Here is a 26,814-nt window from a genome sequence, read left to right as displayed (position 1 = left end):
ACTGTCTACCATGTTGTACGAGTTTTATAAGACCAACAGATACGTTGCAGATACTACATCTGCAACGTATCTGCCACAGGTATCTGCAACGCTATAACACGTTTATTTTCAACAAGATAATTCAATTTCGTTGCAGGTGGCAGATAAAATAGCACTTTACAAACTTATGTGTAGGTAAAGCTATCTTTCTGTTAAATTCTCAATGAGCCATAAACAAAAATCTCCCCTGCCTGTTACATAGGCAGTTTAAACATATTAACCTAAACATAAAAATTATGGCTAGAGAAAGTGTAAAAATTCTACAAGGGAAACTAGATGTAGAAAGTTTGATCGCACAGTTGAACGCAGCATTAGCTGAAGAATGGTTGGCATACTATCAATATTGGGTAGGTGCATTAGTAGTGGAAGGTGCCATGCGTGCCGATGTACAGGGTGAATTTGAGGAACATGCCGAAGAAGAGCGCAGACATGCGCAACTGCTCGCTGACCGTATCATTGAGTTGGAAGGAGTTCCGGTGCTCGACCCTAAGCAATGGTTTGAGTTGGCAAGATGCAAATATGATGCTCCGCAGGGGTTCGACTCTGTCAGTTTGCTGAAAGACAATGTAGCTTCCGAACGCTGCGCAATCCTTCGTTATCAGGAAATTGCAGATTTTACCAATGGGAAAGATTTCACTACCTGCGACATCGCCAAACATATTCTTGCCGAAGAGGAAGAACATGAACAGGATTTACAAGATTATCTGACGGACATCGCCAGAATGAAGAAATCATTCCTCGACAAGTAAATTCTAATATAATAATTAGGCAAAAGAGGGTGTATCCTGCAGGGGATATTCCCTCTTTTATCTATTATAGTACGATAAAAACAAAACTATTTTAGAGTAAATCAAGAAGAAATCTTTCTTTTTTCGTATTTTTGTCCCAATATGCACGTTTAATCCAAGTAGATAACGAACATTAGCAAAAAAAGAATGAAAGTAATTGATTTAATACATAGCAACAAGAAAACTGCTTTTTCTTTCGAGATACTTCCACCGCTGAAAGGAACGGGAATAGAAAAGTTATATCAGACAATCGATACGCTTCGGGAATTTGACCCGAAATATATCAATATCACTACTCACCGCAGCGAATATGTGTATAAAGACCTCGGTAACGGATTGTTTCAGAGAAACCGCTTGAGAAGGCGTCCGGGAACGGTTGCCGTGGCTGCCGCCATTCAGAATAAATACAATATTACGGTAGTCCCGCATATTTTGTGCAGCGGATTTACCCGCGAAGAAACCGAGTATGTGTTGCTCGACCTGCAATTTCTGAATATCACGGAATTACTGGTATTGCGTGGTGACAAAGCGAAACATGAGTCGGTATTTACACCAGAAGGTGACGGTTATCATCATGCTATCGAGTTGCAGGAACAAATCAATAATTTCAATAAAGGTATTTTTGTGGACGGTTCGGAGATGAAAGTCAGCAGTACGCCGTTTTCTTACGGGGTGGCTTGTTATCCGGAGAAGCACGAAGAAGCGCCTAATATCGAGACTGACCTTTACTGGCTGAAGAAAAAAGTGGAGAACGGGGCGGAATATGCCGTGACACAGTTGTTCTACGATAACAGGAAATATTTTGAATTTGTGGAGCAGGCGAAGGCGGCAGGTATCAATATACCTATCATTCCGGGAATCAAACCGTTCAAGAAGCTGTCTCAACTAAGCATGATTCCAAAGACTTTCAAAGTGGATTTGCCGGAAGACTTGGTGAAAGAGGCTTTGAAGTGCAAGAATGACGCGGAAGCCGAGCAAGTAGGTATCGAATGGTGTGTAGCCCAGTGCAAGGAGTTGATGGCTCACGGAGTGCCGAGTATTCATTTCTACTCTATCGGAGCAGTAGACAGTATCAAAGAAGTAGCCAAAATCATTTATTGATATGTTTTTCAGAGACGTAATCGGACAAGAAGAAATCAAGCAACGGCTCATTCAGGAAGTGAATGAGGGGCGTATTCCACATGCCCAGCTTATTTGCGGCCCGGAAGGGGTCGGGAAAATGCCGTTGGCTATTGCATACGCACGTTACATCAGTTGCACCAATCGGGGGGAGACTGATGCCTGCGGAACGTGTCCGTCCTGCGTGAAATTCAATAAATTGGTGCATCCCGACGTACATTTCGTATTCCCTATCGTGAAAAGCGCAAAGGGGAAAAAGGAAGTATGCGATGATTATATAGCCGACTGGCGACCGTTTGTTATCAATCATCCTTACTTTAATCTCAATCACTGGTTAGGAGAGATGGATGCGGAGAACTCACAAGCATTGATCTATGCCAAAGAGAGTGACGAGATTCTGAAAAAACTTAGTTTGAAATCCAGTGAAGGGGGATTTAAAATTACGATTGTATGGCTGCCGGAAAAAATGCATCCGGTGTGTGCCAACAAACTGCTGAAGTTGCTTGAGGAACCGCCCGAAAAAACGGTTTTCTTATTGATATCGGAAGCGCCGGACATGATTCTGCCCACTATCCTAAGCCGTACCCAGCGCATGAATGTGCGGAAGATTGATGAAGCCAGCATCGACCGGGTATTACAGACGAAATATAACATTTTGCCTGCCGACAGTATTTCCATTGCCCATCTGGCAAACGGGAATTTTATCAAGGCACTCGAAACAATTCATCTGAATGAAGAGAACCAGTTGTTTTTTGACTTGTTTGTCAGCCTGATGCGGTTGTCTTACCAACGGAAAATCAGGGAGATGAAAATGTGGAGCGAGCAAGTGGCGGGCATGGGACGTGAACGTCAGAAGAACTTCCTGGAATATTGCCAGCGCATGATTCGGGAGAATTTTATCTTCAACCTGCACCAGCGCAATTTGACGTATATGACGATTAATGAACAGAATTTTGCAACCCGCTTTGCGCCTTTTGTCAACGAACGTAACGTGATGGGCATCATGGACGAATTAAGCGAAGCGCAACTACATATAGAACAGAATGTAAATGCTAAAATGGTATTCTTCGACTTCTCGCTGAAGATGATTGTACTGTTGAAGCAATAATAAATATATAAACTTATGGAATATAAACTTCATAATGGAAGCGGTGGCCTTTGCTGCAAAGGATGCTCCCGACAAGATAAAAAGCTGAACACCTACGATTGGCTGGCGGACATTCCGGGCAATGCGGAAGAGAGTGACATGGTGGAAGTGCAATTCAAAAATACCCGGAAGGGATATTTTCGGAACAGCAACAAGATTAAACTGGAAAAAGGAGATGTAGTTGCCGTTGAAGCGGCTCCCGGCCATGACATCGGCGTGGTTACATTGACCGGCCGGCTCGTTCCCCTGCAAATGAAGAAAGCAAACTTCAAGGCAGATACGGAAATCAAGCGTGTCTATCGGAAAGCCAAGCCGGTAGATATGGAAAAGTTCAACGAAGCCAAAGCCAAAGAACACGCTACGATGATTCGTGCGCGTCAGATTGCGTTGAATCTCAATCTGGATATGAAAATCGGAGATGTGGAGTATCAGGGGGATGGTAACAAAGCTATTTTCTACTATATCGCCGATGAGCGGGTAGACTTCCGGCAACTGATTAAAGTATTGGCCGAAGCATTCCGCGTACGTATCGAAATGAAACAAATCGGTGCCCGTCAGGAAGCAGGACGCATCGGCGGTATCGGTCCTTGCGGACGCGAACTTTGCTGCGCTACATGGATGACGAGCTTCGTCTCTGTTTCTACCAGTGCAGCCCGTTTTCAGGATATCTCATTGAATCCGCAAAAACTTGCCGGACAGTGCGCTAAGCTGAAATGCTGTCTGAACTACGAGGTGGACTGTTACGTGGAAGCTCAAAAACGTCTCCCTTCGAGAGAGATAGAACTGGAAACGAAGGATGGTACTTTCTATTTCTTCAAAGCAGATATTCTAAGCAATCAGGTTTCTTATTCTACGGATAAAAACTTCCCTGCCAACCTGGTCACCATCAGCGGCAAACGTGCGTTTGAAGTAATCTCCATGAATAAGAAAGGGATGAAACCGGACAGCTTGCTCGAAGAAGAAAAGAAACCGGAACCGAGAAAACCAGTTGACTTGCTGGAACAGGAAAGTGTTACCCGTTTCGACCGCAGCCGGAATAATAAAGAGGGCGGCAATAACGCTAACCGGAATAATAAAAAGAAGAAAAAAGGAAACAATAATAACGGAAACCGCCCGCAACAGCAAGCAGAAGGCGGCAATCGTCCGCAACAACCTCAACGGGAAAATGAAAACCGCCCGCAACAGTCAGAAAACGGCAACAGAGGGGAAAGAGACAACCGCCCGAGAAATAACAATAACAACAACCGGAACAGAGGACAGAACCAGGGACGGAATAATGAAAACAGACGTCCGGAAAGAGGATCAAATCAAGAACGTCCGCAAGGACAGGAACGGTCGAATCAGGAACGTCCGCAACAACAAGACCGTCAACGCGAACAGCAAGGACAGGAACGTCAAGAACGTCGTCCCAACCACGAGCGTCCTTCCAGACCGGAAAGAAATCAGAATCAGGAGAAACAGTCAACTAATGAAAAGCCTACTCAAGAATAGTATATTGAGTCTATTCAGCGCTTGCTTACTGACAGCCTGCAATGAACATACAGTGTATCACTCTTATCAATCCCTTCCCAACAAGGGATGGGGAAAGAGTGATACACTCTCTTTTCAGGTTCCCATAACTGACAGCGTTCCCACTACTCTCCGGCTTTTTGCGGAAGTCCGCAACAGTATCGAATATCCTTATCATGACCTCCATTTATTTATCAGTCAGAATCTACAGGATTCTACGGTATGGCGCACTGATACCATTGCTTTCTGCCTGGCTGACTCTACCGGAAGATGGACGGGACACGGATGGGGAAGCATTTACCAATCGGAAACTTTTATTACATCTGTTCGCCCCTTACATCCTGCAAATTATACTATTAAAATTATGAGCGGAATGAAAGATGAAAAGTTACAAGGATTGAGCGATGTAGGTATCCGTATTGAGAAGCAGTAAGATTAGAGTCTTCTGCCACGTCCTGCATCAATGCGCAGGAAGATAAACAGCAATATCGTAAATCCCCATAAAGAAGAACCTCCATAGCTGAAGAAAGGCAATGGAATACCGATAACCGGGGTTAACCCCAGCACCATACCGATATTAATAAATAAGTGGAAAAGGAAAATACTGACGACCGAATATCCATAAACCCGCCCAAAGTTGGAAGTCTGCCGTTCGGACAGGAAGATTAATCGTAAGATCAAAATCAGGAAAGCCAACAGAACAGCAGCCGAACCGACAAATCCTTGCTCCTCACCCACTGTACAGAATATAAAGTCGGTATCCTGTTCGGGCACGTACTTTAATTTTGTTTGCGTACCATTCAGGAACCCTTTTCCTGTCAACCCACCGGAACCGATAGCAATCTTGGACTGATTCACGTTGTATCCGGCACCGGTCAAATCTTCTTCCAAACCGAGCACTACTTTGATACGGACTTGCTGGTGAGGTTCGAGCACATTATCAAATACATAGTTACTAGAATACAGGAAGCCGACAGAACCGATTGTAAACAGGGCAATCAGAAAATAAGTACGCTGCCGCTCACTTAATGCCAAATAAATCAGATAGCCTATCACCACAATACAAAGTGCCCATTGCACCCAAACGAGGCTAAAATGCACCCAATATTCGGATATTAAATAAGCAATCAGTAATATAGCCAAACTTCCACCAATGATATTGCGGGTAGCAGACCATTTCTTACGATATACCCACACCATACCACCGGCAAATAATAAGATCAATAGTAATACGATAAATTCTCCCAGTGGTGTAGGAGTATCGGCGATAAAGACTTCATCAAAACGAATGCCGACCACAAAGTAGATTACCGCACATACGCCCGCAAAAAGCACTACTCCCGGCATTCCTTCACGATAAAGCACCAGAAAAAAAGCAAGATAAACCAATGCGGACCCTGTCTCCCGCTGACCGATAATCAATAACATCGGAAGAAGAATGATGAATCCCAGGATAAAGGCACACTTTTCTTTCTTGATACTAAATGAATAAGAGTTCATGTATTTAGCCAACGCTAAGGCCGTAGCGAACTTGGCAAACTCGGCGGGTTGCAGGCTCACAGGCCCCATGACAAGCCAGGAGCGTGATCCTTTGGTGTCCGGTGCTATGAAGATGGTAACAATGAGCAGGAGAATCATCCCCACATATATAATGTACGCGAACATATCATACATACGGTCTTCCAGCATCAACAGCACGAATCCGAGCCCGAAGGAACAGATAATCCATACGAACTGCTTGCCGGCACGGGTCGAGAAGTCGAGGAAGTCGCGTTCGCCATAGTCATAGCTGGCTCCGCAGACGCTAAACCATCCGCCAACAATCAGGAGCAGGTAAATAAAAATCGTTACCCAGTCCAGCGTTTTCCACAAACTATCGTTCCTCGTTACCATATAATATCACTCTGTTACTAAATTCTTCCGCCCTCAACTCGTTCTCCGGCGAGAGCTTGCCTTTCAAATACTGTTCCATCATCAGTGCGCCGAAAGGAACTCCGTAAGTAGCACCCCATCCGCCGTTCTCTACATAGACGGCAATAGCTATCTTCGGTTTGTTCATCGGTGCAAAGCCCATAAATACCGAGTGGTCGTGTCCGCGGTTCTGCGCAGTACCCGTTTTTCCACAGGCTTCCAAATCCGGAACCATCACTGACAGCATACGACAAGTTCCTCCGGTAGCTGCGCCACGCATCCCTTCTACGACTGATTCATAATGTCTTTTCTCAATAGTGGTATAACGTGGTACGCGATAGATGCTGTCCAACTGATTGTCTTGGATTTCCTTTACAATATGCGGTGTCACAAAATATCCTCTGTTAGCAATCGTTGCTCCCAGGTTAGCAATCTGAAGGGGAGTGGATAGAATTTCCCCCTGTCCGATAGAGATACTGATTACTGTCAGTCCGTTCCAATGCCCGCGATAAGCTTTATCGTAGAACTGCGCATTCGGAATCAAGCCCCGTTTCTCTCCCGGCAAATCAACTCCCAGTTTGTAGCCAAATCCTTGCGAAACCATGTGGTCTTTCCAGACCGTAATGGCGTTTTGTGGCGAACCGTATTTACGATCGCCAAACATACGGAACAATCCCCAACAGAAATAGGAGTTGCACGATGTAGCAATAGCCGGAATCAATGGCAAGGGAGATCCGTGAGCATGGCAGCCTACTGTCAATCTTCCGTAATGGAACCCATGTGAGCAAGGGAATGCCGGACTTTGTTCGGTGATAATTCCTTCTTGCAGGAATGTCAGTCCTTGCGCTGTCTTGAACGTAGATCCCGGAGGATACACTCCCATCAGGGCACGATTCAAAAGCGGTTTGGTCATATCACGTTGCAAGGCTAGATGGTTCTTGCCACGCTGGCGCCCAATCATCAAATGCGGGTCATAATTGGGAGAGGATACCAGACAAAGGATTTCTCCGGTCTCCGGTTCAATAGCCACAATGCTTCCAATCTTATTCTTTAATAAACGTTCGCCCAGCATCTGTAAGTCAATATCCAAACTCAATGTCAGGTTCTTGCCGGGAACGGAAGGACGGTCATATTCACCATCCATATAATGTCCCTGGATACGACCGTGCGCATCACGAAGCAGAATCTCAATTCCTTTCTCGCCACGCAGATACTTTTCATACGATTTCTCGACTCCTAACTTGCCGACATAATCCCCACGGATGTAGTACCCTTCTTCATCCGCTTCCATTTCTTTTGCGGAGACTTCTCCGATATCTCCCAAAGCATGGGCGGCAGCATTGTACGAATATTGACGGATGGTACGCCGTTGAATATAAAAGCCACGAAACTTAAACAGCTTTTCCTGAAAGACACCACATTCTTCCGCCGAAAGTTGCGACATAAACAACTGGTTGGTATAGCGGGAATACCCCGGATTGCGGCGACGGTCTTTCATATCGCTCATTATTTTGAGAAACTGTGCACGGGTGATATTCAGCGATTGGCATAAATCGAGTGTGTCCAGATTCTCTATTTCCTTTGGCACGATCGTTATGTCGTATGCCGGCTGATTGAATACCAATAGTTTACCGGTCCGGTCATAAATAGCGCCACGCGAGGGGTACTGGATTTTATTCAGAAAAGCGTTACTGTCAGCATTCTTCTTGTAGTCATCGGTCGTGATCTGCAATACAAAAAGACGTATCAGATAAATCAAAACAATGGAGATAGCAATGCCTCCGATTACAAATTTGCGCTTCTCTAAGATATAATCTTTTGCCATCGTTACTTCTTAATCCCTTCTATAGCTATGATACAGGTTACAGTCAGAATAGTGCAAAGAAGCACTCGCAACAGTAACAGCCAAATGCTGGTAAATGAGAAGAACTCAATGGAGAGTAATGCCAGACTGTGCACAAAAACACTTGCAGTGGTATATTTTAAGAAAGGACTGATTCCCATCGTCTTAAAAGAGGGAATAAAGCTATCCGGATTATCACGGGGCGTGAACAGACGAAGTAAAGAGGGACGAAGAAAGGCTAGCAGCACAGTAGCCGCCGCATTCATTCCCGGAGTATCGGAGAATATATCAATGGTCAGCCCGAAGAAAAAAGCCCACAACATCAGTTCATTCCGGGAAGTGCCGGAGCTGAATTTCAGAATAAAATAGATATAGAGAAAAGGAGTAGCATAGCCGGCAATATGTACACTATTAAGGATTAGCACCTGAAGAAGTACCAAGCCGATAAACCATCCGATTCTATGTATATAAGTAATAATCATTCTTTCATCACCTTGTTTTCAAGTTTCTTCTGTTCTTCCTGACCTGTCCGGGCTACCACCCGAACGTCACTCAACTTACCGAAATCAGTAGCCAGCTTGATTTTCAACAGATAGGAAAGTCCGTCATTAGAGTCGGACATATCATCCACCGTCCCCACCATTATACCTTCGGGAAAGACGGTGGAGAAACCACTGGTAACAACTGTATCTCCCAAATTAAACTCTGCATGACGAGGCAAGTCTTTCAGATAAGCATAGCGCGAATCTCCATGTTCCCATTTCAGGTAGCCGAAATAATCACTGCCGATAATCTTGCAACTGATATTCGACTTGCTGTTCAGTACCGAAATCACCACCGAGTAGGAAGGAGAGGTTTCATAAACAATCCCTACAATCCCATTACCATCCACCACTCCCATTTCGGAGCGAATACCGGAAGAGGAACCTTTATCGAGCGTGATATAATTATCAACCAGATTCAAACTGTTCTTTATCACATGCGCTTTAAACAACTGATAATCCGCTTGCGGCACCTGCCGGATGCTGTTGATGGCCATAGAATCGAGCTGCTGCTCTCTCAATGCTTTTTCCAGATTAGTGATCTGTTGTTCGAGCACCATGTTGCGATCCAACAGATCTTCATTGACCGATTTCAGATGAAAATAAGAGGAAATCCCTCCCGAAACTTCATAAACCGCCCCCACAACCGTATTGGCAGAAGTGAAGAATGCACTCTGCTGATAACGGTTGAACCGAAATAACAAAACAAAACTGGCTACCTCCAATAAGATGAAGAGGAACCAGTAATTGTATTTCAGAAGGAAGTTTAATAAATTCCTCATCCCCGGTTTATCTCATTAAGAAAGAGAAACGGTCTACGTTCTTCAATGCCACTCCTGTACCTTTGGCAACTGCATGCAAAGGATCTTCCGCAATATGGAAAGGAATGTTGATCTTATCGGTCAATCTCTTATCCAGTCCACGAAGCAATGCACCACCTCCGGAGAGATAGATACCATTGTGCACAATATCAGCATACAGTTCAGGAGGTGTATTTTCCAATGCACTCAAGATAGCAGTTTCGATCTTTGAAATTGATTTCTCCAGACAGTGGGCTACTTCCTGGTAGCATACAGGCACCTCCATCGGAAGAGCTGTGATACGGTTCGGCCCGTGAACGATATAATCTTCCGGAGCATCATCACCCAGTTCGGTTAAAGCAGCACCTACATTGATTTTGATACGTTCTGCCATACGCTCGCTGACTTTCACATTGTGCTGACGGCTCATATATTCGCGAATATCCTCTGTCAGGTCATCACCGGCTGTGCGGATGGAGTTGTTGGAAACGATACCTCCCAAAGAGATAACGGCAATTTCCGTAGATCCACCACCTATATCGACAATCATGTTTCCTTCCGGAGCTTCCACGTCGATGCCGATACCGATTGCCGCAGCCATCGGCTCGAAAATCAAATAAACATCACGACCGCCAGCATGTTCCGCAGAGTCACGGACAGCACGGAGTTCAACTTCCGTACTCCCCGAAGGAACGCCAATCACCATGCGAAGAGAAGGTGAAAACAAATGGTTGCGAGTATTCACCTGCTTTATCAAACCGCGCATCATCTGCTCGCAGGCATAGAAGTCGGCAATCACTCCGTCTCTCAACGGACGGATGGTACGTATGTTTTCGTGGGTTTTTTCATGCATCAACTTCGCCTTTTCCCCCACGGCAATCATCTTTTCTGTACGGCGATCCAGAGCTACAACCGAAGGCTCATCCACCACGATTTTTCCGTTCGTGATGATGATAGTATTGGCTGTGCCCAAGTCCATTGCTATCTCTTGTGTAAAAGAAAATAATCCCATATTTTTAAATGAAGAATTAAGAATGAAGAATTAAGAATGAGGATGCTGTCACGTGCAGTCATTCTTCATTATTAGTTCTTCATTCTTCATTAATATTAGTGTTTAAAATGACGGATACCGGTAGTCACCATCGCCATACCGTGCTCATTGCAATAAGCAAATGATAAATCGTCTTTTACCGAACCTCCCGGTTGGATAACAGCCGTAATACCTTCTTTATCTGCAATTTCCACACAGTCGGGGAACGGGAAGAAGGCATCGGAAGCCATTACTGCACCATTCAGGTCGAAACCGAATGATTTGGCTTTTTCAATTGCTTGTTTCAATGCGTCTACACGTGAAGTCTGTCCTACACCGCTTGCAAGAAGTTGTTTATCCTTTGCCAATACGATGGCGTTGGATTTGCTGTTCTTTACAATTTTGTTGGCAAACAACATATCTTCCACTTCTTCCGGAGTAGGAGCTTTGTCTGTCACGGTTTTCAGGTCGGCTACCGTTTCAATATTAGTATCTTTATCCTGCACCAATACGCCATTCAGCAAAGCACGGAATTGTTTCTTAGGCAATTTAGCTTCCTTACGAACGAGGATGATGCGGTTCTTTTTCTGTCCCAGGATTTCGAGTGCATCCACATCATAATCCGGCGCGATAATCACTTCGAAGAAAATCTTGTTGATTTCTTCCGCAGCTTCTTTGTCGATGACACCATTCGTAATCAATACACCGCCGAAAGCAGAAACCGGATCACCGGCCAATGCGTCTTTCCAAGCTTCTAAAACTGTAGCACGGGAAGCTAATCCGCAAGCGTTGTTGTGTTTCAGGATAGCGAAAGTGAGGTCATCGAATTCGTCGATCAGGTCAACGGCTGCGTTGATGTCGAGAAGATTGTTATAAGAGATTTCTTTTCCGTGAATCTGGTCGAACATTGCTTCCAGATTTCCGTAGAAATAACCTTTCTGATGTGGGTTTTCACCGTAACGAAGTTGCTTCTGGCTATTAACAGAGCAACGGAAAGCAGAACCTTCGCCGGCATCGAAATAATTGAAAATAGCCGAATCGTAGTGAGAAGAAACGGCAAATGCTTCTTTAGCCATCCAGCGACGTTCTTCAAGTGAAGAAGTAGCGCCGTGCTCCATCAACATATCCAATAATGGTTTGTATTGAGCTTGAGAAGCTACGATGATTACATCGTTATAGTTCTTGGCTGCGGCACGAATCAGTGAGATTCCGCCTATATCGATTTTTTCAATAATGTCTGCTTCAGATGCACCGGAAGCTACAGTAGCTTCGAACGGATACAAATCAACAATAACCAGATCTATCTCGGGAATTTCATATTTCTCAATCTGTTGCATATCCTGTTCCAGGCCGCGACGACAAAGAATACCTCCGAAAATTTTCGGATGTAATGTCTTTACTCTACCACCGAGAATAGAAGGATAAGTGGTCAAATCTTCCACTGCCTTGCAAGGATATCCCAATGATTCAATAAACTGACGAGTTCCGCCTGTCGACAAAAACTCTACTCCCTCTTCATGAAGTTTGGTAATAATTTCATCCAAACCTTCTTTATGGTATACAGATACCAATGCAGTTTTTATTCTTTTAGACTCTGACATTGAATTGCTTATTAAGTATTTGGTGTGCAAAGTTACGAAATATTGTTTATCGTACGTAATAAATAAGGTGTGAATTAATAAAAAAAAGCGTTGACTCTCCTCAACGGAAAATCAACGCCTCTTCGCATATATATTCTCTATTCAAAAACTATTACCAAATAGATACTCGTTTTTCTTTAGGTACGAACATCGAATCCTGTTCGGTGATTTTGAATGCTTCATACCAATTCTGGATATGAGGAAGAGCACCGTCCACACGCCATTTGCCTAATGAGTGAGGATCAAGTTTGGTCAATCGGAGAATCTCTTCCGGACGGATATTTCCTGCCCACACATTAGCGTATGCCAGGAAGAAACGTTGTTCCGGAGTAAATCCGTCAACAATTTCCAGCGGTGCGGTTTCTGTTGCATTCTTGAATGCCTGGAAAGAAACTTGCAAACCTCCGTGGTCGGCAATGTTCTCTCCAAGTGTCAGGCTACCGTTTGCGTGTACGCCCGGAGCAACTTCGATGCTGTCAAAGAAGTTAACCATCACCTGTGCCCGTTCTTCGAACTTTTTAGCATCCTCTTCTGTCCACCAGTCTTTCAGGTTTCCGTCTTTGTCATATTGACGTCCCTGATCGTCAAATCCATGAGTCATCTCATGGCCGATTACCACGCCGATTGCACCGTAGTTCATAGCATCGTCCGCATTCATATCGAAGAACGGAGGTTGCAGGATAGCTGCCGGGAAGCAGATTTCGTTGGTAGTCGGGTTATAATAAGCGTTCACAGTTTGAGGAGTCATCAACCATTCATCCTTGTCTACCGGTTTGCCAGCTTTGGCAATCATTTCGTTATAATCCCATTCGTTGGCACGCTCGATATTTGCCCAGTAAGAATCATCTTTGATCTCCAGTGCGGAGTAATCTTTCCATTTATCAGGATAACCTATTTTTACATGGAAGGTTGCCAGTTTCTCCAACGCTTTTTCCTTGGTCGGTTCACTCATCCATTCCAAACCTTTGATACGTTCTCCTAAAGAAGTTTGCAGGTTCTTCACCAGTGTAACCATACGTTCTTTGGCAGCAGCCGGGAAGTACTTCTCTACATACATCTGTCCTACCACTTCGCCAAGTACACCATCTACGGTGCTCACGGAACGTTTCCAGCGAGGTTGCATTTCTTTCTTTCCAGACATTGTTCTGCTGTAGAAATCGAAGTTCTGTGCTTCAAAATCATCGCTTAGATAAGAAGCGGCAGCATCTATCAATCCCCATTGAAGATACAGTTTCTGATCGTCCAGTGATACGGTGTTAATCACATCGGCTACTTCCTTCATGGCAGCAGGCTGACCTATATTCACTTCTTCCAAATCTTTCAAACCGGAAACGGTGAAATAAGTATCCCAGTCAAAAGTCGGGAAGTTCTTTTTCAGCGTCGCCCTATCCATCTTGTTATAATTAGCATGAGGATCACGCAATTCCACTTGTGAACGAGCCGCTTTCGCCAGGCGAGTTTCGATGTTCATCACTGCTTTCACAGCTTTCTGTGCAGTAGCCTCATCATAACCTGCCAACTGGAACATTTTGGCGATATGTTCCTGATATTTATTACGGATATTTTTAGTCTGCTCGTCATTCTCCAGATAATAGTCACGCTGTCCCATTCCGATACCACCTTGATAGGTCTGTACGATATTCATGGAACTGTTCATATCATCTGCACTTACGAACATGGTGAAGTAAGGACGGATGCCTTTCTTCTGGCTCTCAGCGATATATGCATAGATTTCTCCTTTATCCTTGAGAGCGTCAATGGCTGCCAGTTCTGCTTTGATCGGAGCTACACCTTCCTGGTTCAGCTTCACGCTATCCATTGCGATATTATAAAGATCGCCTACTTTCTGCGCAGCACTACCCGGTGCATTATCTTTCTTCGCTGCCAATTCGGCAATCAATGCTTTCAGTTGTTCACGACTGTTTTCGCGCAACATGTCGAATGTACCGAAACGTGAATACTCGTCTGTCAGCGGATGATCTTTCACCCAACCTCCACAGGCATATTGATAAAAACTTGTACCCGGCATAGCCGTGGTATCCAGATTAGCAAGGTCGATACCGGACGTCAGCACGGCCTCTTTCTTACTGTTACATCCTGTTGTCATAAGGCATACGGCAAGAATTGGTAAATACTTGGTTACTTTCATATTGTATAAATAATTAAATAGTCTCTCTAATCAACAATCATCCTACCCGCAGTCCGGCACCGAGGAAGAAGGTGACCGACACCGAGGAACGCCTCGTTCCTCAACGAGAAACACCTGTTTCGACACCGAGAAACAGATACCCGCCAGGAATACCTTCTACCGAGGTATAACGTTTCTCTCACATAGTGCCCGGAAGTATGCGTTTTGTTCTAATTTTTCGTTTCTTCCAGTTCCATCGAAACCCGTTCCCACTCTTCAACAATGCCATCCAACTGTTGCTTCAGTTTTTGATGCCGTTCATAGAGCTGCATATCCGAAGCTCCTTCGGGAGTTGCCATCTTCGCTTCTACGATAGCAATCGCGGATTCGGTTTCCTCTATTGAGGCTTCGCAGTCCGCCACTTGGCGTTCGAGTTTCTTAATCTTCTTATTAAGTTCTTTCTGGGCTTCGTAAGAGAGCTTATTCTCCGAAGGCTGAACGGTTTCAGGTTCATTACCTTTAGCTGAAGCCGTGGGAGAAGCCGACAATCCCGCTCCTTTCTGAAGCTCGTTCAAGCTATCTATCTTTTTCTTTTGCAAGAATTCATAGATACCTCCAAGGTGTTCTTTTACAAGTCCACCGCCAAACTCATATACTTTAGTCGCAAGTCCATCCAGAAAATCACGGTCGTGGCTGACAAGAATCACTGTTCCGTCAAATTCGCGGATAGCTTCCTTCAAAACATCTTTCGAACGCATATCCAAATGATTGGTCGGTTCGTCCAGAATCAGTAGATTTACGGGTTCCAGCAGAAGTTTAATCATCGCCAATCGCGTACGTTCTCCTCCGGAAAGGACTTTCACCTTTTTATCCGAAGCTTCGCCTCCAAACATGAAAGCTCCCAGTATATCACGTATCTTCAGACGGATATCTCCTGTCGCTACTCGGTCAATCGTATCGAATACAGTCAGGTTCTCATCCAACATTTGTGCCTGGTTCTGCGCAAAATAACCGATTTGTACATTATGTCCGATCGTTAGTTTGCCTTCGAAATCAATTTCGTCCATGATACATTTCACCAAGGTAGACTTACCCTCTCCGTTCTTTCCGACGAAAGCCACTTTCTCTCCCCTGTTGATAGTCAGGTTGACATCATGGAAAACGACATGGCTGCCATACGCTTTGCGCACATCTTCGCAAATCACAGGATAGTTTCCGCTACGACTGGCTGGAGGGAATTTTAAACGCAAGGCGGAATTATCTTCCTCGTCCACTTCGATGCGGTCTATCTTTTCCAGTTGCTTGATACGGCTTTGCACCTGTACGGCTTTCGTTGCTTTATAACGGAAGCGTTCAATAAAATCTTCCGTATCTTGTATTTGTTTCTGTTGATTTTCGTAAGCACGGAGCTGTTGTTCACGGCGTTCTTTACGCAGGACTACAAACTCATCGTATTTCACTTTGTAGTCGTAAATCTGACCGCAAGTGATTTCGATGGTGCGGGTAGTTACGTTATTCAGGAAAGCACGGTCATGGCTGACTAATACGACTGCATTGGCACGTGTAGACAAAAAGTTTTCCAACCATTGGATACTTTCAATATCAAGGTGATTGGTCGGCTCATCGAGCAAAAGCACGTCCGGGCGTCGTAAAAGCAGTTTTGCCAATTCGATACGCATACGCCATCCACCGGAAAACTCCGAAGTAGGGCGCTCAAAATCTTCCCGGCTGAATCCCAATCCAAGAAGTGTCCGTTCGATTTCCGCCTGAAAGTTCGTACCGCCCATCATCAGGAAGCGGTCGTTTTCATGCGTGAAACGGTCTATCAACTGATGATATTCTTCCGAATCATAGTCTGTCCGTTCCGCCAGTTCCTGATTCATCCGTTCCAACTTCGCCTGAAGCTCAAATATATGTTCGAATGCCAGTTCTGCCTCTCCCATCACCGTCCGGTTGTCGGAAAGAATCATGACCTGTGGCAAATATCCGATGGTTACATCTTTCGGAGTAGCTACCACTCCGCGTGTCGGTGACTGCAAACCTGCCAATATCTTCAGCATGGTTGATTTGCCGGCACCATTTTTGCCGACCAGCGCAATGCGGTCTTTCTTATTAATTACATAGCTGACGTCCTCAAAAAGCGGCGTCGCATTAAATTCTACTGATAATCCTTCTACTGAAATCACTTCTGCTTCTGATTTATAACATTTTGGACTGCAAAGATACTGAATATTTATTAGATACTACTTAGTATGATACGTTATGAAAAACAAAAAAAGCAGTCATTCTTATGAATGACTGCTCTCTATCTTAATCAATGGCTCTTCTTTAGAACAACTTAGCAGGATATTCACCGGCATCTACCAATGCCTGAATCTTGTCTACTACGCTCTGACGGTCTTCCGGATAAGTAACCCCGAACCACTTGCTGGTAGTATCCAGTACTTCAACAGTGGCAGTTCCGTCATTAATCAATTTATCTACCATCAATGGGATGAAGAACTCGCTCTTCAGGTTTTCCATATTCTTCGGATCGCTAAGGAAAGTCTTGAAGAATTCCTGGCTGTAAGCGAAGTAATCAGGAGTGAATCCCCAGAAGTTCATACTTACCGGAGTCGTGTCGGGAGTAGCCGTCCATTCGCCATCATCACCGATATATTTCACTTCACCGTCCAGACGTTGAATCTTCGTACGTTCTACTACAGATGTCAACAATCCTTTAGCATCTGTACTACAGATACCACGAGATACCGTACCGCTTTCGCTCAATGTATTTCCTACACGGAAACCTACCATTGAATAAACGTTCTTTGAATTTTCAGGAAGAGCAGAAAGGAATTTACCCATCACTTGGAAAGAATCACGACCATAGAAGTCATCACAGTTAATCACTGCAAACGGTTCTTTAATCACATCAGCACCCATCATTACTGCATGGTTAGTACCCCAAGGTTTGGTACGGTCTGCCGGACAAGTAAAGCCTTCCGGAAGATCGTCAATTGATTGAAATACCAGTTCGCAAGGAATGTGACCTTCGTATTTGGAAATAATTTTATCACGGAAATCTTGTTCAAAATCTTTGCGGATTACAAATACAAGTTTGCCAAATCCGGCATTGATAGCATCATAGATTGAGTAATCCATAATAGTTTCGCCATTAGGACCCAGTCCGTCTAATTGCTTCAAGCCTCCATAACGGCTACCCATACCGGCTGCCAATAAGAATAAAGTTGGTTTCATAAATTGTGTAATATTAAAAGGTTAGTGATGTCAACGGCATCAGATTTCGTTGCAAATTTACAAAAACTTTCTTTCTTTTGTCTTGAAACAAAAGAAAGAAACAAAGAAAAATTCAAGACTGACTTTTTTCTCCTACTCACACCCTTCACTACGCTAAAGGACAGAAACTCGCTTCGCTCAAACAATCTGCCCTTTTTAACGCTTCGTTACGGGTGTTCGCTTAACAGAGAAAAAAGTAGGTCGGAAAACCTTTCGGCATGTAAACCTATGCAGAATCAAAAGTACATCAATGACAAATCAAGAAATCCAGTAATTCATTAACCTATGCAACAAACACGCCGAAAGGGGATCGGCCTCGTTTTTCCGGCGTTAAGCGCAGGCGTTTTCTCCAGCGTTAAAAAGGGCAGACTGTTTGAGCGAAGCGAGTTTCTGCCCTTTAGCCGGAGAGAACACCGGAGTAGCCGGAAAAACGCAGCCTTGAATTTTCTTTGGTTCTTTCTTTGTTTCAAGACAAAGAAAGAACGTTAGAAGGGATAACCGATAGCAAAATGTATTCCCAGATTCTTCATAAAGGATCCTGTGACATTGTAATATCCGCTTCGTTCTGTATCGTAAGGCAGATGCAAAGGAATACCGAAATCAAGACGGAACACAAGAATATCCATATCATAACGAATACCGACACCGGTGCCCAGAGCGATCTGTTTCGGGAACGTTTTCAGTTCGAGTTGTGAATTGGGACGGGCCTCATCCTTGCGCATCAACCAGACGTTTCCTGCATCCAGGAAAGTGGCTCCCCAAATGCTCTTAAAGATACGGAAACGATATTCTACATTTGCCTCAAAACGGAAAGTACCCGTCTGGTCGAGGTAAGAGTAGCGGCTTTCTGCCGGATGGTATCCGCCCGGGCCGATGCTACGTACCGTAAAAGCGCGGATGCTGTTGGCACCACCCACATAGAATTGTTCGCTGTAAGGGGCTATCGTTGCATTACCGTAGGCGAAGAGAGCACCCAAAGCTACACGGGAAGCAATCTTATTATTCTTGTCCATATTCCACAAATGGCGGAATTCCGTATTCAGTTTCACAAACTGCGCGAAAGGGACGTTCAGCAAACGTTTGTCCTCTTTGCTGAAAGACTGACCGAAAGCACGGTAAATCACCGAGGTCAGGTTACCGGCAGAGGTTACAGTCGATTGCCACCAAATCGGATTTTTAATACCGCGTGCGGAAGCATTATCATAGGTATAGGTATATTCCATAGCAGGAATAAACTGGTCTTTCAAACTGATATATAATGCAGGATTAGCATCGGCAATTTCCCTGAATTCTTCCGATTGGTGTTGAAGGACGTTGAATGTCAGTTTGAAAGGGGTAATACTATGACGGCTTGTACGTGTCGGTTGGAAATCGTAGGTAGCATTTCCGCCGAATGACAACAGTTTATAATACCTGGCACGGTTCAACTGGTCGATGTATAAACGGAATGTAGTGGTAGCCGGGAAGTCAAACTCCCTTTTCCCCCAATGCGGGAAAACCACGCGCGGGAAAGTCAGAGAGGTAGAAACTCCCATCTCCCAGCTGTTCATTAAAGAGCTTTTTTTCTCCTCCGCCGGTTTGCCATTCATAAGAGCCTTTCAGCTTCACGTTCCAGCTTTCGCCACCTCCGAATACATTGTTCCGGGTGACGCCGAATGATGCCCCGGGACCGGTTTGGTCGTTACTTTTGGTTACGACATTCAATTCCAGTTCGGCGTCCAGCGGCTTGGCAAATGTAGCCTGCATGGTTACGTTCAGTGTATCACAAACGGCTGTCGTATCTTTCGGAGCATATTGCAAATCCAGATAACTGAAGATTCCCAACTGGCTAAGTTTCTCCTGCACCTGCTTCTGTCGATACTGACTGTAAAGACGGGTACGATTGGAAGCCCGCATCTGTGCGTTCCGCACAAACTGTTGATAGTTCAACCAACGATAAAGCATATTCGGACGTACCTGCAATTTCTTATAATAATGTATATTCAGATTCTTATACATCATGCTGTCATTGGGCGCCTCACCATTCTTGCCAAACAGGTAAACAGAAGCATCTCCTACATAGTAAGGACGTTGTGCCGCAGCGGGTAATCCCGGAACGGGAATCAGACGAAGGCTGATATGTCCACCGGGAACCAATGTCGTATCTGCCTGATAAGTCATATAATCGGGACGGAAGTAAAAATATCCCCGGTTACGCAACAGCGTACTGATACGGGTACGTTCTTCATCCAGATCGACCACGTTGAACTGCTCGCCGGGACTTATATAAGACATTCGACGTCCCCGTTCCATAATGCGCAACGTTTGAGGAGTGAAACGCTGATAATAGACCGTATCTATAAAATAAGGATTCTTCATGTCTACCGTATAAAGAATACTTGCTTTCAGGCTGTCTTTCTTATCGACCAATGTTTCATAAGTCACTTTCCCATTGAAGTAACCATAATCACGGAGCAAGTTTGTAGCCACCTTGATGCGGACCTCCGGATTGACAGTGGAAATAAATACCGGAGGGTTAGCAGCCAAACGGTTGAACATCCACTTTCCAAATCCTTTTTTATATTTCACAAAGTCATTGTACATCCACATCTTAAAAGGAATAGGCAGAAGCCCTCCCAACATCTTCGTACTGGGAGTTTTATCAAGAGCCGCCTCAATCTCTGTCAGGGCCGTCCCTCCTACCGGTGTTGTCGACTTATTCTGTATGACAGTTTTTCCTCCTGTATAAAGTACCTCCCCTTCGGGCAGATGCTTTGTCACCGAACAACCCGAAAATAAGATGATACCCATCAGGCAACTTATTAATATGTTACTATATATACCTTTCATGTTTACTTCTTTTTCTTAAAGATGAACAGTTCGCTAAGTTTATCCAGCTTCTTGCGAAGTACCAGACCGACTCCGGTTTCCGTAATCTCGCCTTCGAGTACACTTTCGTAGTTTTTATCGTAGAACAGACGGACATAACGGGTTCCGGTTCTATCCAAGCGATATTCCAGAGAGATGTTATCGATGAAAGATTCCGCGTCATTCGTCGCATTCTCACCCGTAGAAACTTTACCTCCGATTACAATCTGGAAACGGTTATTGAAGAGACGTTGTGAATAACGGAAACTGTAATCCGTACGCTTACCACCCGTATCCGACAGATCGTGGTCTTCGATACCAACAGAAACGCTGGCATTTTTCAGGTTCCCCATCAATGAGTTGATTTGGCTACTTAATACGGAGTTCAATGCAGAACCCATATTCAGTTTACCCAGTCCACCACCTCCGCCACCAATCGGTCCGGTGCCAAGGTAGGTTTTCATAACCATGATATACAGAGCCTGTTTACCTCTCTCTTCCGCTCCCATAGCCGTCAATTCATTTTGTATGGTTGCGTCTTCGGGGGCAGATACGTCAAAGGCGAAAGAAAGATTATCCAGTCGGTTCTTGACGACGATAGACACATCGAAATTAACCATACGTGTTCCACCATTCTCTCCTTCGGAGACAGAAGCGCGGATACGGTCGGTTGCTTTGAAGTTCAGCATCGGGTCCATAGGATTTCCCGTCCATTCCACATAGCTGCCGTTGTCGATAGCAAATTCTTTGGCAGCGATGACAGGCAAAGCATATTTCATCAAACCGCCGCTCAACGTATAGCGTCCGGTCAATGTCAGATCTCCTTGCGGAGTATATTTCATTGAGAGGTCACCTCCTCCCTCCAATTCAACACGATTGTCATTGCTTGCGTCCAAATCGACTTTCAAACGAACGGACGGGTCGATGTGTACCATCATCACCATATCCAGCCCGCCTAAAGAAACGGTCGGCACTTCTTGCTGAACAACCGTCGTGGTGTCACTAAATGAAGTAAAGGTTACCAAACTTCCCAAACGGTCCTGCACAGTCAACGGTGAATCGGTCAATTTATAAGAAACATCTGTATTGCCCAACAAGCTCATGTTTCCACGCATGTTCAATCCGTCTAACGGGCCTTTCACCGTTGCCCGGAAATCAGCATATACTTTTCCGTAAACCAGACTTTCACGGGTACGTTTGGCATCCAGAAGCGTATAGTTCTGTGCCAGCAGATTCAGATTTGCCATCGGCCGGGACATATCTCTGAAATCGACAGATCCGTCAATCGTAAATGGATTCTTTCCTGTTGTATAAATAGCGAATTTATCAAACTCCAAACGATTATTCTTTATCTGCACCGGGCGGTTTTCGAACCGGAAGTTAGCACCATACTGCCGGGAAAGGACAGTAACACTATCCAATATCAGTTCGCCATTAATCAAAGGTTGTTCGGTGCTACCGGTAATGTTCAGATTACCATCCATATCACCGGCTAATGTAACCATCTGATCGGGAATGAATACGTTCGCTACACGGAGCGGGAAGTGCTCCAGAGTGGCATTTACTTCCAGACTATCCTTCCCTGTCTGGGTTGGAACCAGCTTGCCATCCGCCACCATCACTTCCACTTTGTCATGATTCAGATAAGCGTTAAGATATTGTTTCCCTTGTTCGCCCGGCAACCAGGTAGCTCCTAATGTTACATCACCAATTCGTTGACGTTCATAAGTCAGCTCGTCAATAGATGATTCAACCGAGAGTTGAAGATCTTTTTCAGTCTGCACGTAGTGTGCTTCCGCAGAGAATAAACCGGTTATTTCCGGGAAGTAAGGCAGTACTTTGCTCAATTCGGCTAAACTGATTCTTCGGATTTCGACATCAATATTCTGTAAAGAAACAGTGTCCCCCCGCACCGAATGTACACGGAAGCCCATTCCTTCATCGTCCCACATATCTACATTAGCGTATACACGCATATTCTTATGCACATAAATCCAGTTGTGATTCTCATTAAAATGGAATTTCTGGAAGGCGATAATCGGTTCTTCCGGGATTAATGTGAAAGCTAATCCATCGCCTTTTCCTTGCCCTTCAAACAAAGGACGCGCATTGACACCGAGCAGTACGCCCGTTTCTCCTTTTCCATTCTTAAAATCTACCAGCAGTTCCGCATCCCGGTCACGAATCTCTCCTGTCAGTGTAGTAGAGAAGGAGAATTGCGGATTCTTCGGTCCGTTAATAACACCGGCACGCAATTTCATGAGTGTGGTATCTTGTTTGACTGTAAAGAAAATCGTGTCCAGTTGCAAGGTGTCTACTTTCAAAGCATGAATAGCGGCTTTTCCATTAATTCCCCAATTAGGAGCTGCTCCGAATTTCACAGAAGCATCATGGTAAGCTATCTTTTTAGTAGCCAGAAAATATGCCAAAGGGTTTTCTTGTCCTGCAGAGAAAGAGAAAACTGCCGTCGGTAACGCCTTACGCAGTTCAGCGTGATTCAATGCTTTCTCATCAATCTGCTTCATCAATACATCCACAAAGTGAGTAGATTGGCGAATTAAAGGATTAACGCCGGAACGTGCGCTCAAGTCGAGTTTCATATCTCCGGAAACGAAATGTGCCGAGACTAAATCCCGACGAGCTTCGGCAGCTAAATTAAAAGTAAGCGGACGCTTCATTGGCTGTGGCATGATTCCTAATTCATGTAAATCCAGTTGAGTGACATTAACCGTTATCTTACCATCAGGATAACTGTGCGCCAAATTATATTCCGCATCGGTTGTCATTTTCAATAAAGCATTGTCACTTGTCAGATGTGCGGTGACCAGTGCGCCTTTAAGGTCTCCTGTCAAATTAAGATTGGAGAGATGATATTTTGCATAATGAAGCTGATCTAATGAAAGATTCAGTTTGGCAAAAGAATGATAAGACATGACATCCAGTCCACGACCATTAGCCGCAGCCGAAAGAGACAGTTCGTAGATAGAATCTTTCGGAAGGAAGTTATGGAGTTGCAGATTGTCTATCTTCAGATCAGCTTTGTAAACTTCGGTAGATGTATTTAATGCTGCATTCACGTCCATAGCTCCTTTCCCCTCTTTCAGACGGAGGCCTGCTTTATATTCAGGACCTTTGATATCAACTTTCGCCACCAGATTCATGCTGTCAGGGACTACAATCGTACCATTGGGAGCCTCTCCTGACAGAGCGGTCAGGAAGTTCAAATTTTGAGTTGTCATTTTCAGCCCAATGGTTCCGGTACGAGTCAGGCTGTCAGCCAGGTTTTCTATCATACCGCCGCCTTCTAAAGCAAAAGCACCCGGCAAGTCTACCGTAAAACGGGAAATCTGCATTTGTTTCAAGTTACCGTCCGTACCGGCACGAATGACAAGCGGACGAAATGGATAGGCTTCTTTAAAGCTATCAGGCAATCCTCCTGCAAATAACATAACATCTTCTTTGCCGATATAGGCATTGAGATTGGCGGACAAACGTCCTGTAGTCGGGATGTTGACAAGTTCCCAATAGGTATGGGCAGATAAATCTATTTCAGAATGAGGGGTTTTTAGTTTTAAACCGGGAACACTAATGATTGAATCGTTAGAGTATGCTCTACCTGTCAGTGAAACAACACTTAATCCGGAACGTTCATTCATTGTAAACTCACGAATGACCGCATTCATGTCCCTGCCTTTATACAACAGGGAATCCAAAGCGATGCGAACATCACGAACGGCAATATGGGAAGCATCAAAACCTTCTATTGGTTGCGCAGTTCCTGTATCATAACTGGCGGAAGTTCCCGACAACAGAAACTTCTTCAAACCATAAAACTGATTTTTCAAATCAGCCTGTGCATCATCAATAGCAGCCTCCCCGATATGAGCTGCCATCCGCATGGAATCAACAGGAAGTTGCATACTGAATGATACATTCTTTAATTTCAACTGATGAAGATCCACTTTCCAGTTTACAGGAGCAGAGGCTGTGGTATCTTTAGGAGTGGTGGTAGTATCATTCATCAGCAACTGCACATGGGTATCAGACAGTTCGGCCTGATTGATAATCGCTATTTCATTGGACAAGTCAACACCATGGCTTTGCAGGAAGAAACGTCCTAAAACGCCTTTAATCTTCATTCCTTCCATCAAATTGGCTGAATTAACGGCTACCCGGCTCAAAGTGACTTCATCCACTTCGACTTTTCCTTTTATTAACGGCCATGCCTGCACACGGACATTCAGGCTTTCCAAAGACAAAAGAGTATCCGGCTGTTGAATAACCTCTACGCCACGAACCAACAGATTAAGCGGGAAACGAAGGTCTATCCGTTCCACCTGAATCTGCATACCGGTTGCCTTAGAGGCATATGCAGTAACCTCCCGACGCAAAAGATTCTGAACGGGAGGAACATAAAGCAATACCATTAGTATTACAAAGAGTATTATAGGAGTAAGCAGTATCCAGCTTACCCAGCGTATCCATTTTCGTTTCATGTAAAATGTGTCAGTGTAAATAAGGTGACACAAAGTAAACAAATTATTCCGAAAAAAGGTTGACGAGATGAGTAAAATGTTTAGGAACAAAAAAATATAGTTATTACGATTTACCGTTTTCCAATAATCTTATCTCAAAAATGACTAGACATTTCTATTCTCAAGATATTAATATTCATTATTAGTAAAGTTTTACTCCAAACAAAACATAGCAGCATAATAATATGTTGTAAAACAAAAAGTTTTATTTTTTAATCTATAAGTTATTACATATATTTGTGAAGAAGTCTATCCATAATACAATAGACAATAGATATCAAAGCATTATCTGTTATAAATAAAAAGGAAACATCTTAATTATTAATTCTAAAATTAATCATTATGAAAAAAAGAATTCGTACATTAACAATGGGAAGTATCTTAGTTTTACATTTAAGCTCATGTCAAGAATCGTTAGACTATAATTTTTACGACCTTAAAAAGATAGAACCGCCAGTAATTAAAACTCTTAGTAGTAATGAAAATGACATAGATGAGAAATTAAATACTATAATTTCTACTATATTAGATATCATCCCATCAATGTATAATGATAATACAAGATTCATTGAAGATATAGGAGCTGATGAATTGAAGATGCAAGCCTTTTTCAACAAAGTAGAAGAAACATTTAATATAAAGTTATTTGATTCTGAAAAAGACAATTGTAAAACTGTTGGAAATCTAAAAGCACTTCTAAAAAAATTATGTTATCCAAAAACACAACAATACTACAGTAATTATGGGCCTGTTATCTTCCAAACAGAAAATGACATTATACCAAATTTCGATTTATCATTTAATTTAAATTGTACTACAAAATGTATGAATCAGCGTTCCAACATTATTTCTGAAGTTACCAATATAGATGCTACAGTTACACCTTTTAATTTTTCATCTGATCAAGATTGGATAATTACAATAACATATAAGTCAGAAAAAGGTAATTACATTGCAAAAACTTTAAACACAGAAATTACATGGAAAGGAACAGTTACTTCAACTATTGCTTATACAAACGGAAATAAAATAATAGAAAAATGGGAAGTAATAATCCATGCTATAGTATCAAATGAAAGAGGGTTAGTTCTCACAACATCGAATATAGAAAAAAAAGGTAAAGAAATAAAACCTAATAAAGAGTCTGATAATAATAAAGATGATTTATCTCACTACACATTTGAATTCTTAAAAAAGATTATTTCTGAGCAATGTAATATTGACCCAGCCTTTATACATAAAGAGTCTCAACTCATTCATGAACTCAATTTAGATAGTTTAGATTTTATTGAATTAATAATGAGAATTGAAGAAGAATATGGAATTGATATTTCTGCAGAAAATGCAGAACGATTAAATACAGCTGGAGATCTATATCAATACATCATAGAACATGCCTAATAGAGAATGATTTCTAAAAAACTTATTAAATGAAAGAAGCTTTCTCTAGCCACTAAAATGAAAAAACTTTTTTATGTTTTCCAACAATAAAAGACACATAAAAATCTATTTTGGAACTATTTCATTAAAACAAGCTATATCATCATTGGCTAAATAGATAAAATCGCTATCATGTAATTTTTCAGAGATTGAATTTCTTTTTTCCCTCTAGTCAGCAACCTCCGTTATACATATTTTAGATTAAAATCAAATATAT

The 26,814-nt window shown here is 43.4% G+C and carries 16 protein-coding genes and 1 pseudogene; 6 read left to right on the top strand and 11 right to left on the bottom strand.

Going from position 1 to position 26,814, the window contains the following annotated elements:
- Positions 1 to 275 precede the first annotated feature (275 nt).
- The 5 genes from BXY_RS23380 to gldH all read left to right on the top strand — a co-directional run bounded on the left by BXY_RS23380 (position 276) and on the right by gldH (position 5,035).
- Complete coding sequence (locus BXY_RS23380; RefSeq protein WP_004304906.1) at positions 276 to 788, top strand: ferritin-like domain-containing protein; 513 nt, start codon at positions 276 to 278, stop codon at positions 786 to 788.
- A 186-nt stretch (positions 789 to 974) separates the two neighbouring features.
- Positions 975 to 1,928 (top strand): methylenetetrahydrofolate reductase [NAD(P)H], encoded by a 954-nt coding sequence (metF, locus tag BXY_RS23375; RefSeq protein WP_004304907.1) that lies wholly within the window; start codon positions 975 to 977, stop codon positions 1,926 to 1,928.
- A 1-nt stretch (position 1,929) separates the two neighbouring features.
- Entirely contained in the window at positions 1,930 to 3,054 is a 1,125-nt protein-coding gene (locus tag BXY_RS23370; RefSeq protein WP_015533083.1) for a DNA polymerase III subunit, read from the top strand.
- Between the two features lie 15 nt (positions 3,055 to 3,069).
- Positions 3,070 to 4,584: a PSP1 domain-containing protein gene (locus BXY_RS23365; RefSeq protein WP_008776373.1), complete on the top strand. Its 1,515-nt coding sequence runs from the start codon at positions 3,070 to 3,072 to the stop codon at positions 4,582 to 4,584.
- On the top strand, positions 4,562 to 5,035 hold the full coding sequence (gldH, locus tag BXY_RS23360; RefSeq protein WP_009040285.1) for a gliding motility lipoprotein GldH: 474 nt from the start codon (positions 4,562 to 4,564) through the stop codon (positions 5,033 to 5,035). The genes BXY_RS23365 and gldH overlap by 23 nt, the downstream gene beginning before the upstream one ends.
- Positions 5,036 to 5,037: 2 nt before the next feature.
- Here the strand turns inward: gldH and rodA are convergent, their stop codons facing one another.
- The 11 genes and pseudogenes from rodA to BXY_RS23305 all read right to left on the bottom strand — a co-directional run bounded on the left by rodA (position 5,038) and on the right by BXY_RS23305 (position 25,118).
- Positions 5,038 to 6,495 (bottom strand): rod shape-determining protein RodA, encoded by a 1,458-nt coding sequence (rodA, locus tag BXY_RS23355; protein WP_004304911.1) that lies wholly within the window; start codon positions 6,493 to 6,495, stop codon positions 5,038 to 5,040.
- The gene (gene mrdA, locus BXY_RS23350; RefSeq protein ID WP_004324644.1) at positions 6,476 to 8,338 is read right to left on the bottom strand and encodes a penicillin-binding protein 2; all 1,863 of its coding nucleotides are present in this window, start codon (positions 8,336 to 8,338) and stop codon (positions 6,476 to 6,478) included. The genes rodA and mrdA overlap by 20 nt, the downstream gene beginning before the upstream one ends.
- A gap of 2 nt (positions 8,339 to 8,340) precedes the next feature.
- Positions 8,341 to 8,838: a rod shape-determining protein MreD gene (mreD, locus tag BXY_RS23345; RefSeq protein WP_004314401.1), complete on the bottom strand. Its 498-nt coding sequence runs from the start codon at positions 8,836 to 8,838 to the stop codon at positions 8,341 to 8,343.
- Complete coding sequence (mreC, locus tag BXY_RS23340; protein WP_004299942.1) at positions 8,835 to 9,680, bottom strand: rod shape-determining protein MreC; 846 nt, start codon at positions 9,678 to 9,680, stop codon at positions 8,835 to 8,837. Before mreC ends, mreD begins: the two co-directional genes overlap by 4 nt.
- Before the next feature lie 7 nt (positions 9,681 to 9,687).
- Positions 9,688 to 10,710 carry a rod shape-determining protein gene (locus tag BXY_RS23335; RefSeq protein ID WP_004299941.1) on the bottom strand — a complete coding sequence of 341 codons (1,023 nt, stop codon included), beginning with the start codon at positions 10,708 to 10,710 and terminating at the stop codon, positions 9,688 to 9,690.
- 95 nt (positions 10,711 to 10,805) lie between these two features.
- Positions 10,806 to 12,329, bottom strand: coding sequence for a bifunctional phosphoribosylaminoimidazolecarboxamide formyltransferase/IMP cyclohydrolase (gene purH / locus BXY_RS23330; protein WP_004310431.1), 1,524 nt, complete (start codon positions 12,327 to 12,329; stop codon positions 10,806 to 10,808).
- A gap of 151 nt (positions 12,330 to 12,480) precedes the next feature.
- A complete protein-coding gene (locus BXY_RS23325) occupies positions 12,481 to 14,517 on the bottom strand; it encodes a M13 family metallopeptidase (RefSeq protein ID WP_015533082.1) in 2,037 nt (678 codons plus the stop codon).
- Between the two features lie 209 nt (positions 14,518 to 14,726).
- Positions 14,727 to 16,682 carry an ABC-F family ATP-binding cassette domain-containing protein gene (locus BXY_RS23320; protein ID WP_004314402.1) on the bottom strand — a complete coding sequence of 652 codons (1,956 nt, stop codon included), beginning with the start codon at positions 16,680 to 16,682 and terminating at the stop codon, positions 14,727 to 14,729.
- Between the two features lie 142 nt (positions 16,683 to 16,824).
- Positions 16,825 to 17,736: a nucleotidyltransferase family protein gene (locus BXY_RS23315; protein ID WP_004299937.1), complete on the bottom strand. Its 912-nt coding sequence runs from the start codon at positions 17,734 to 17,736 to the stop codon at positions 16,825 to 16,827.
- A 524-nt stretch (positions 17,737 to 18,260) separates the two neighbouring features.
- Positions 18,261 to 20,604: pseudogene (tamL, locus tag BXY_RS23310) on the bottom strand (translocation and assembly module lipoprotein TamL).
- Positions 20,605 to 20,606: 2 nt separating this feature from the next.
- The gene (locus BXY_RS23305) at positions 20,607 to 25,118 is read right to left on the bottom strand and encodes a translocation/assembly module TamB domain-containing protein (RefSeq protein WP_208946902.1); all 4,512 of its coding nucleotides are present in this window, start codon (positions 25,116 to 25,118) and stop codon (positions 20,607 to 20,609) included.
- Between the two features lie 381 nt (positions 25,119 to 25,499).
- On the opposite strand from BXY_RS23305, the gene BXY_RS23300 reads away from it, so the two are divergent.
- Positions 25,500 to 26,558: an acyl carrier protein gene (locus tag BXY_RS23300; protein ID WP_004313045.1), complete on the top strand. Its 1,059-nt coding sequence runs from the start codon at positions 25,500 to 25,502 to the stop codon at positions 26,556 to 26,558.
- Positions 26,559 to 26,814: the final 256 nt, after the last annotated feature.

The organism is Bacteroides xylanisolvens XB1A (assembly GCF_000210075.1).
GTDB lineage: Bacteria > Bacteroidota > Bacteroidia > Bacteroidales > Bacteroidaceae > Bacteroides > Bacteroides xylanisolvens.
The sequence above is the reverse complement of the archived record's forward strand: the minus strand, read 5'-3'. Positions and strand labels throughout refer to the sequence as shown.

Bases quoted from the DNA above. Each gene is read 5' to 3' on its own strand.
- BXY_RS23380 (WP_004304906.1), top strand. From the start codon at position 276: ATGGCTAGAGAAAGTGTAAAAATTCTACAAGGGAAACTAGATGTAGAA.
- metF (WP_004304907.1), top strand. From the start codon at position 975: ATGAAAGTAATTGATTTAATACATAGCAACAAGAAAACTGCTTTTTCT.
- BXY_RS23370 (WP_015533083.1), top strand. From the start codon at position 1,930: ATGTTTTTCAGAGACGTAATCGGACAAGAAGAAATCAAGCAACGGCTC.
- BXY_RS23365 (WP_008776373.1), top strand. From the start codon at position 3,070: ATGGAATATAAACTTCATAATGGAAGCGGTGGCCTTTGCTGCAAAGGA.
- gldH (WP_009040285.1), top strand. From the start codon at position 4,562: ATGAAAAGCCTACTCAAGAATAGTATATTGAGTCTATTCAGCGCTTGC.
- rodA (WP_004304911.1), bottom strand. From the start codon at position 6,495: ATGGTAACGAGGAACGATAGTTTGTGGAAAACGCTGGACTGGGTAACG.
- mrdA (WP_004324644.1), bottom strand. From the start codon at position 8,338: ATGGCAAAAGATTATATCTTAGAGAAGCGCAAATTTGTAATCGGAGGC.
- mreD (WP_004314401.1), bottom strand. From the start codon at position 8,838: ATGATTATTACTTATATACATAGAATCGGATGGTTTATCGGCTTGGTA.
- mreC (WP_004299942.1), bottom strand. From the start codon at position 9,680: ATGAGGAATTTATTAAACTTCCTTCTGAAATACAATTACTGGTTCCTC.
- BXY_RS23335 (WP_004299941.1), bottom strand. From the start codon at position 10,710: ATGGGATTATTTTCTTTTACACAAGAGATAGCAATGGACTTGGGCACA.
- purH (WP_004310431.1), bottom strand. From the start codon at position 12,329: ATGTCAGAGTCTAAAAGAATAAAAACTGCATTGGTATCTGTATACCAT.
- BXY_RS23325 (WP_015533082.1), bottom strand. From the start codon at position 14,517: ATGAAAGTAACCAAGTATTTACCAATTCTTGCCGTATGCCTTATGACA.
- BXY_RS23315 (WP_004299937.1), bottom strand. From the start codon at position 17,736: ATGAAACCAACTTTATTCTTATTGGCAGCCGGTATGGGTAGCCGTTAT.
- BXY_RS23305 (WP_208946902.1), bottom strand. From the start codon at position 25,118: ATGAAACGAAAATGGATACGCTGGGTAAGCTGGATACTGCTTACTCCT.
- BXY_RS23300 (WP_004313045.1), top strand. From the start codon at position 25,500: ATGAAAAAAAGAATTCGTACATTAACAATGGGAAGTATCTTAGTTTTA.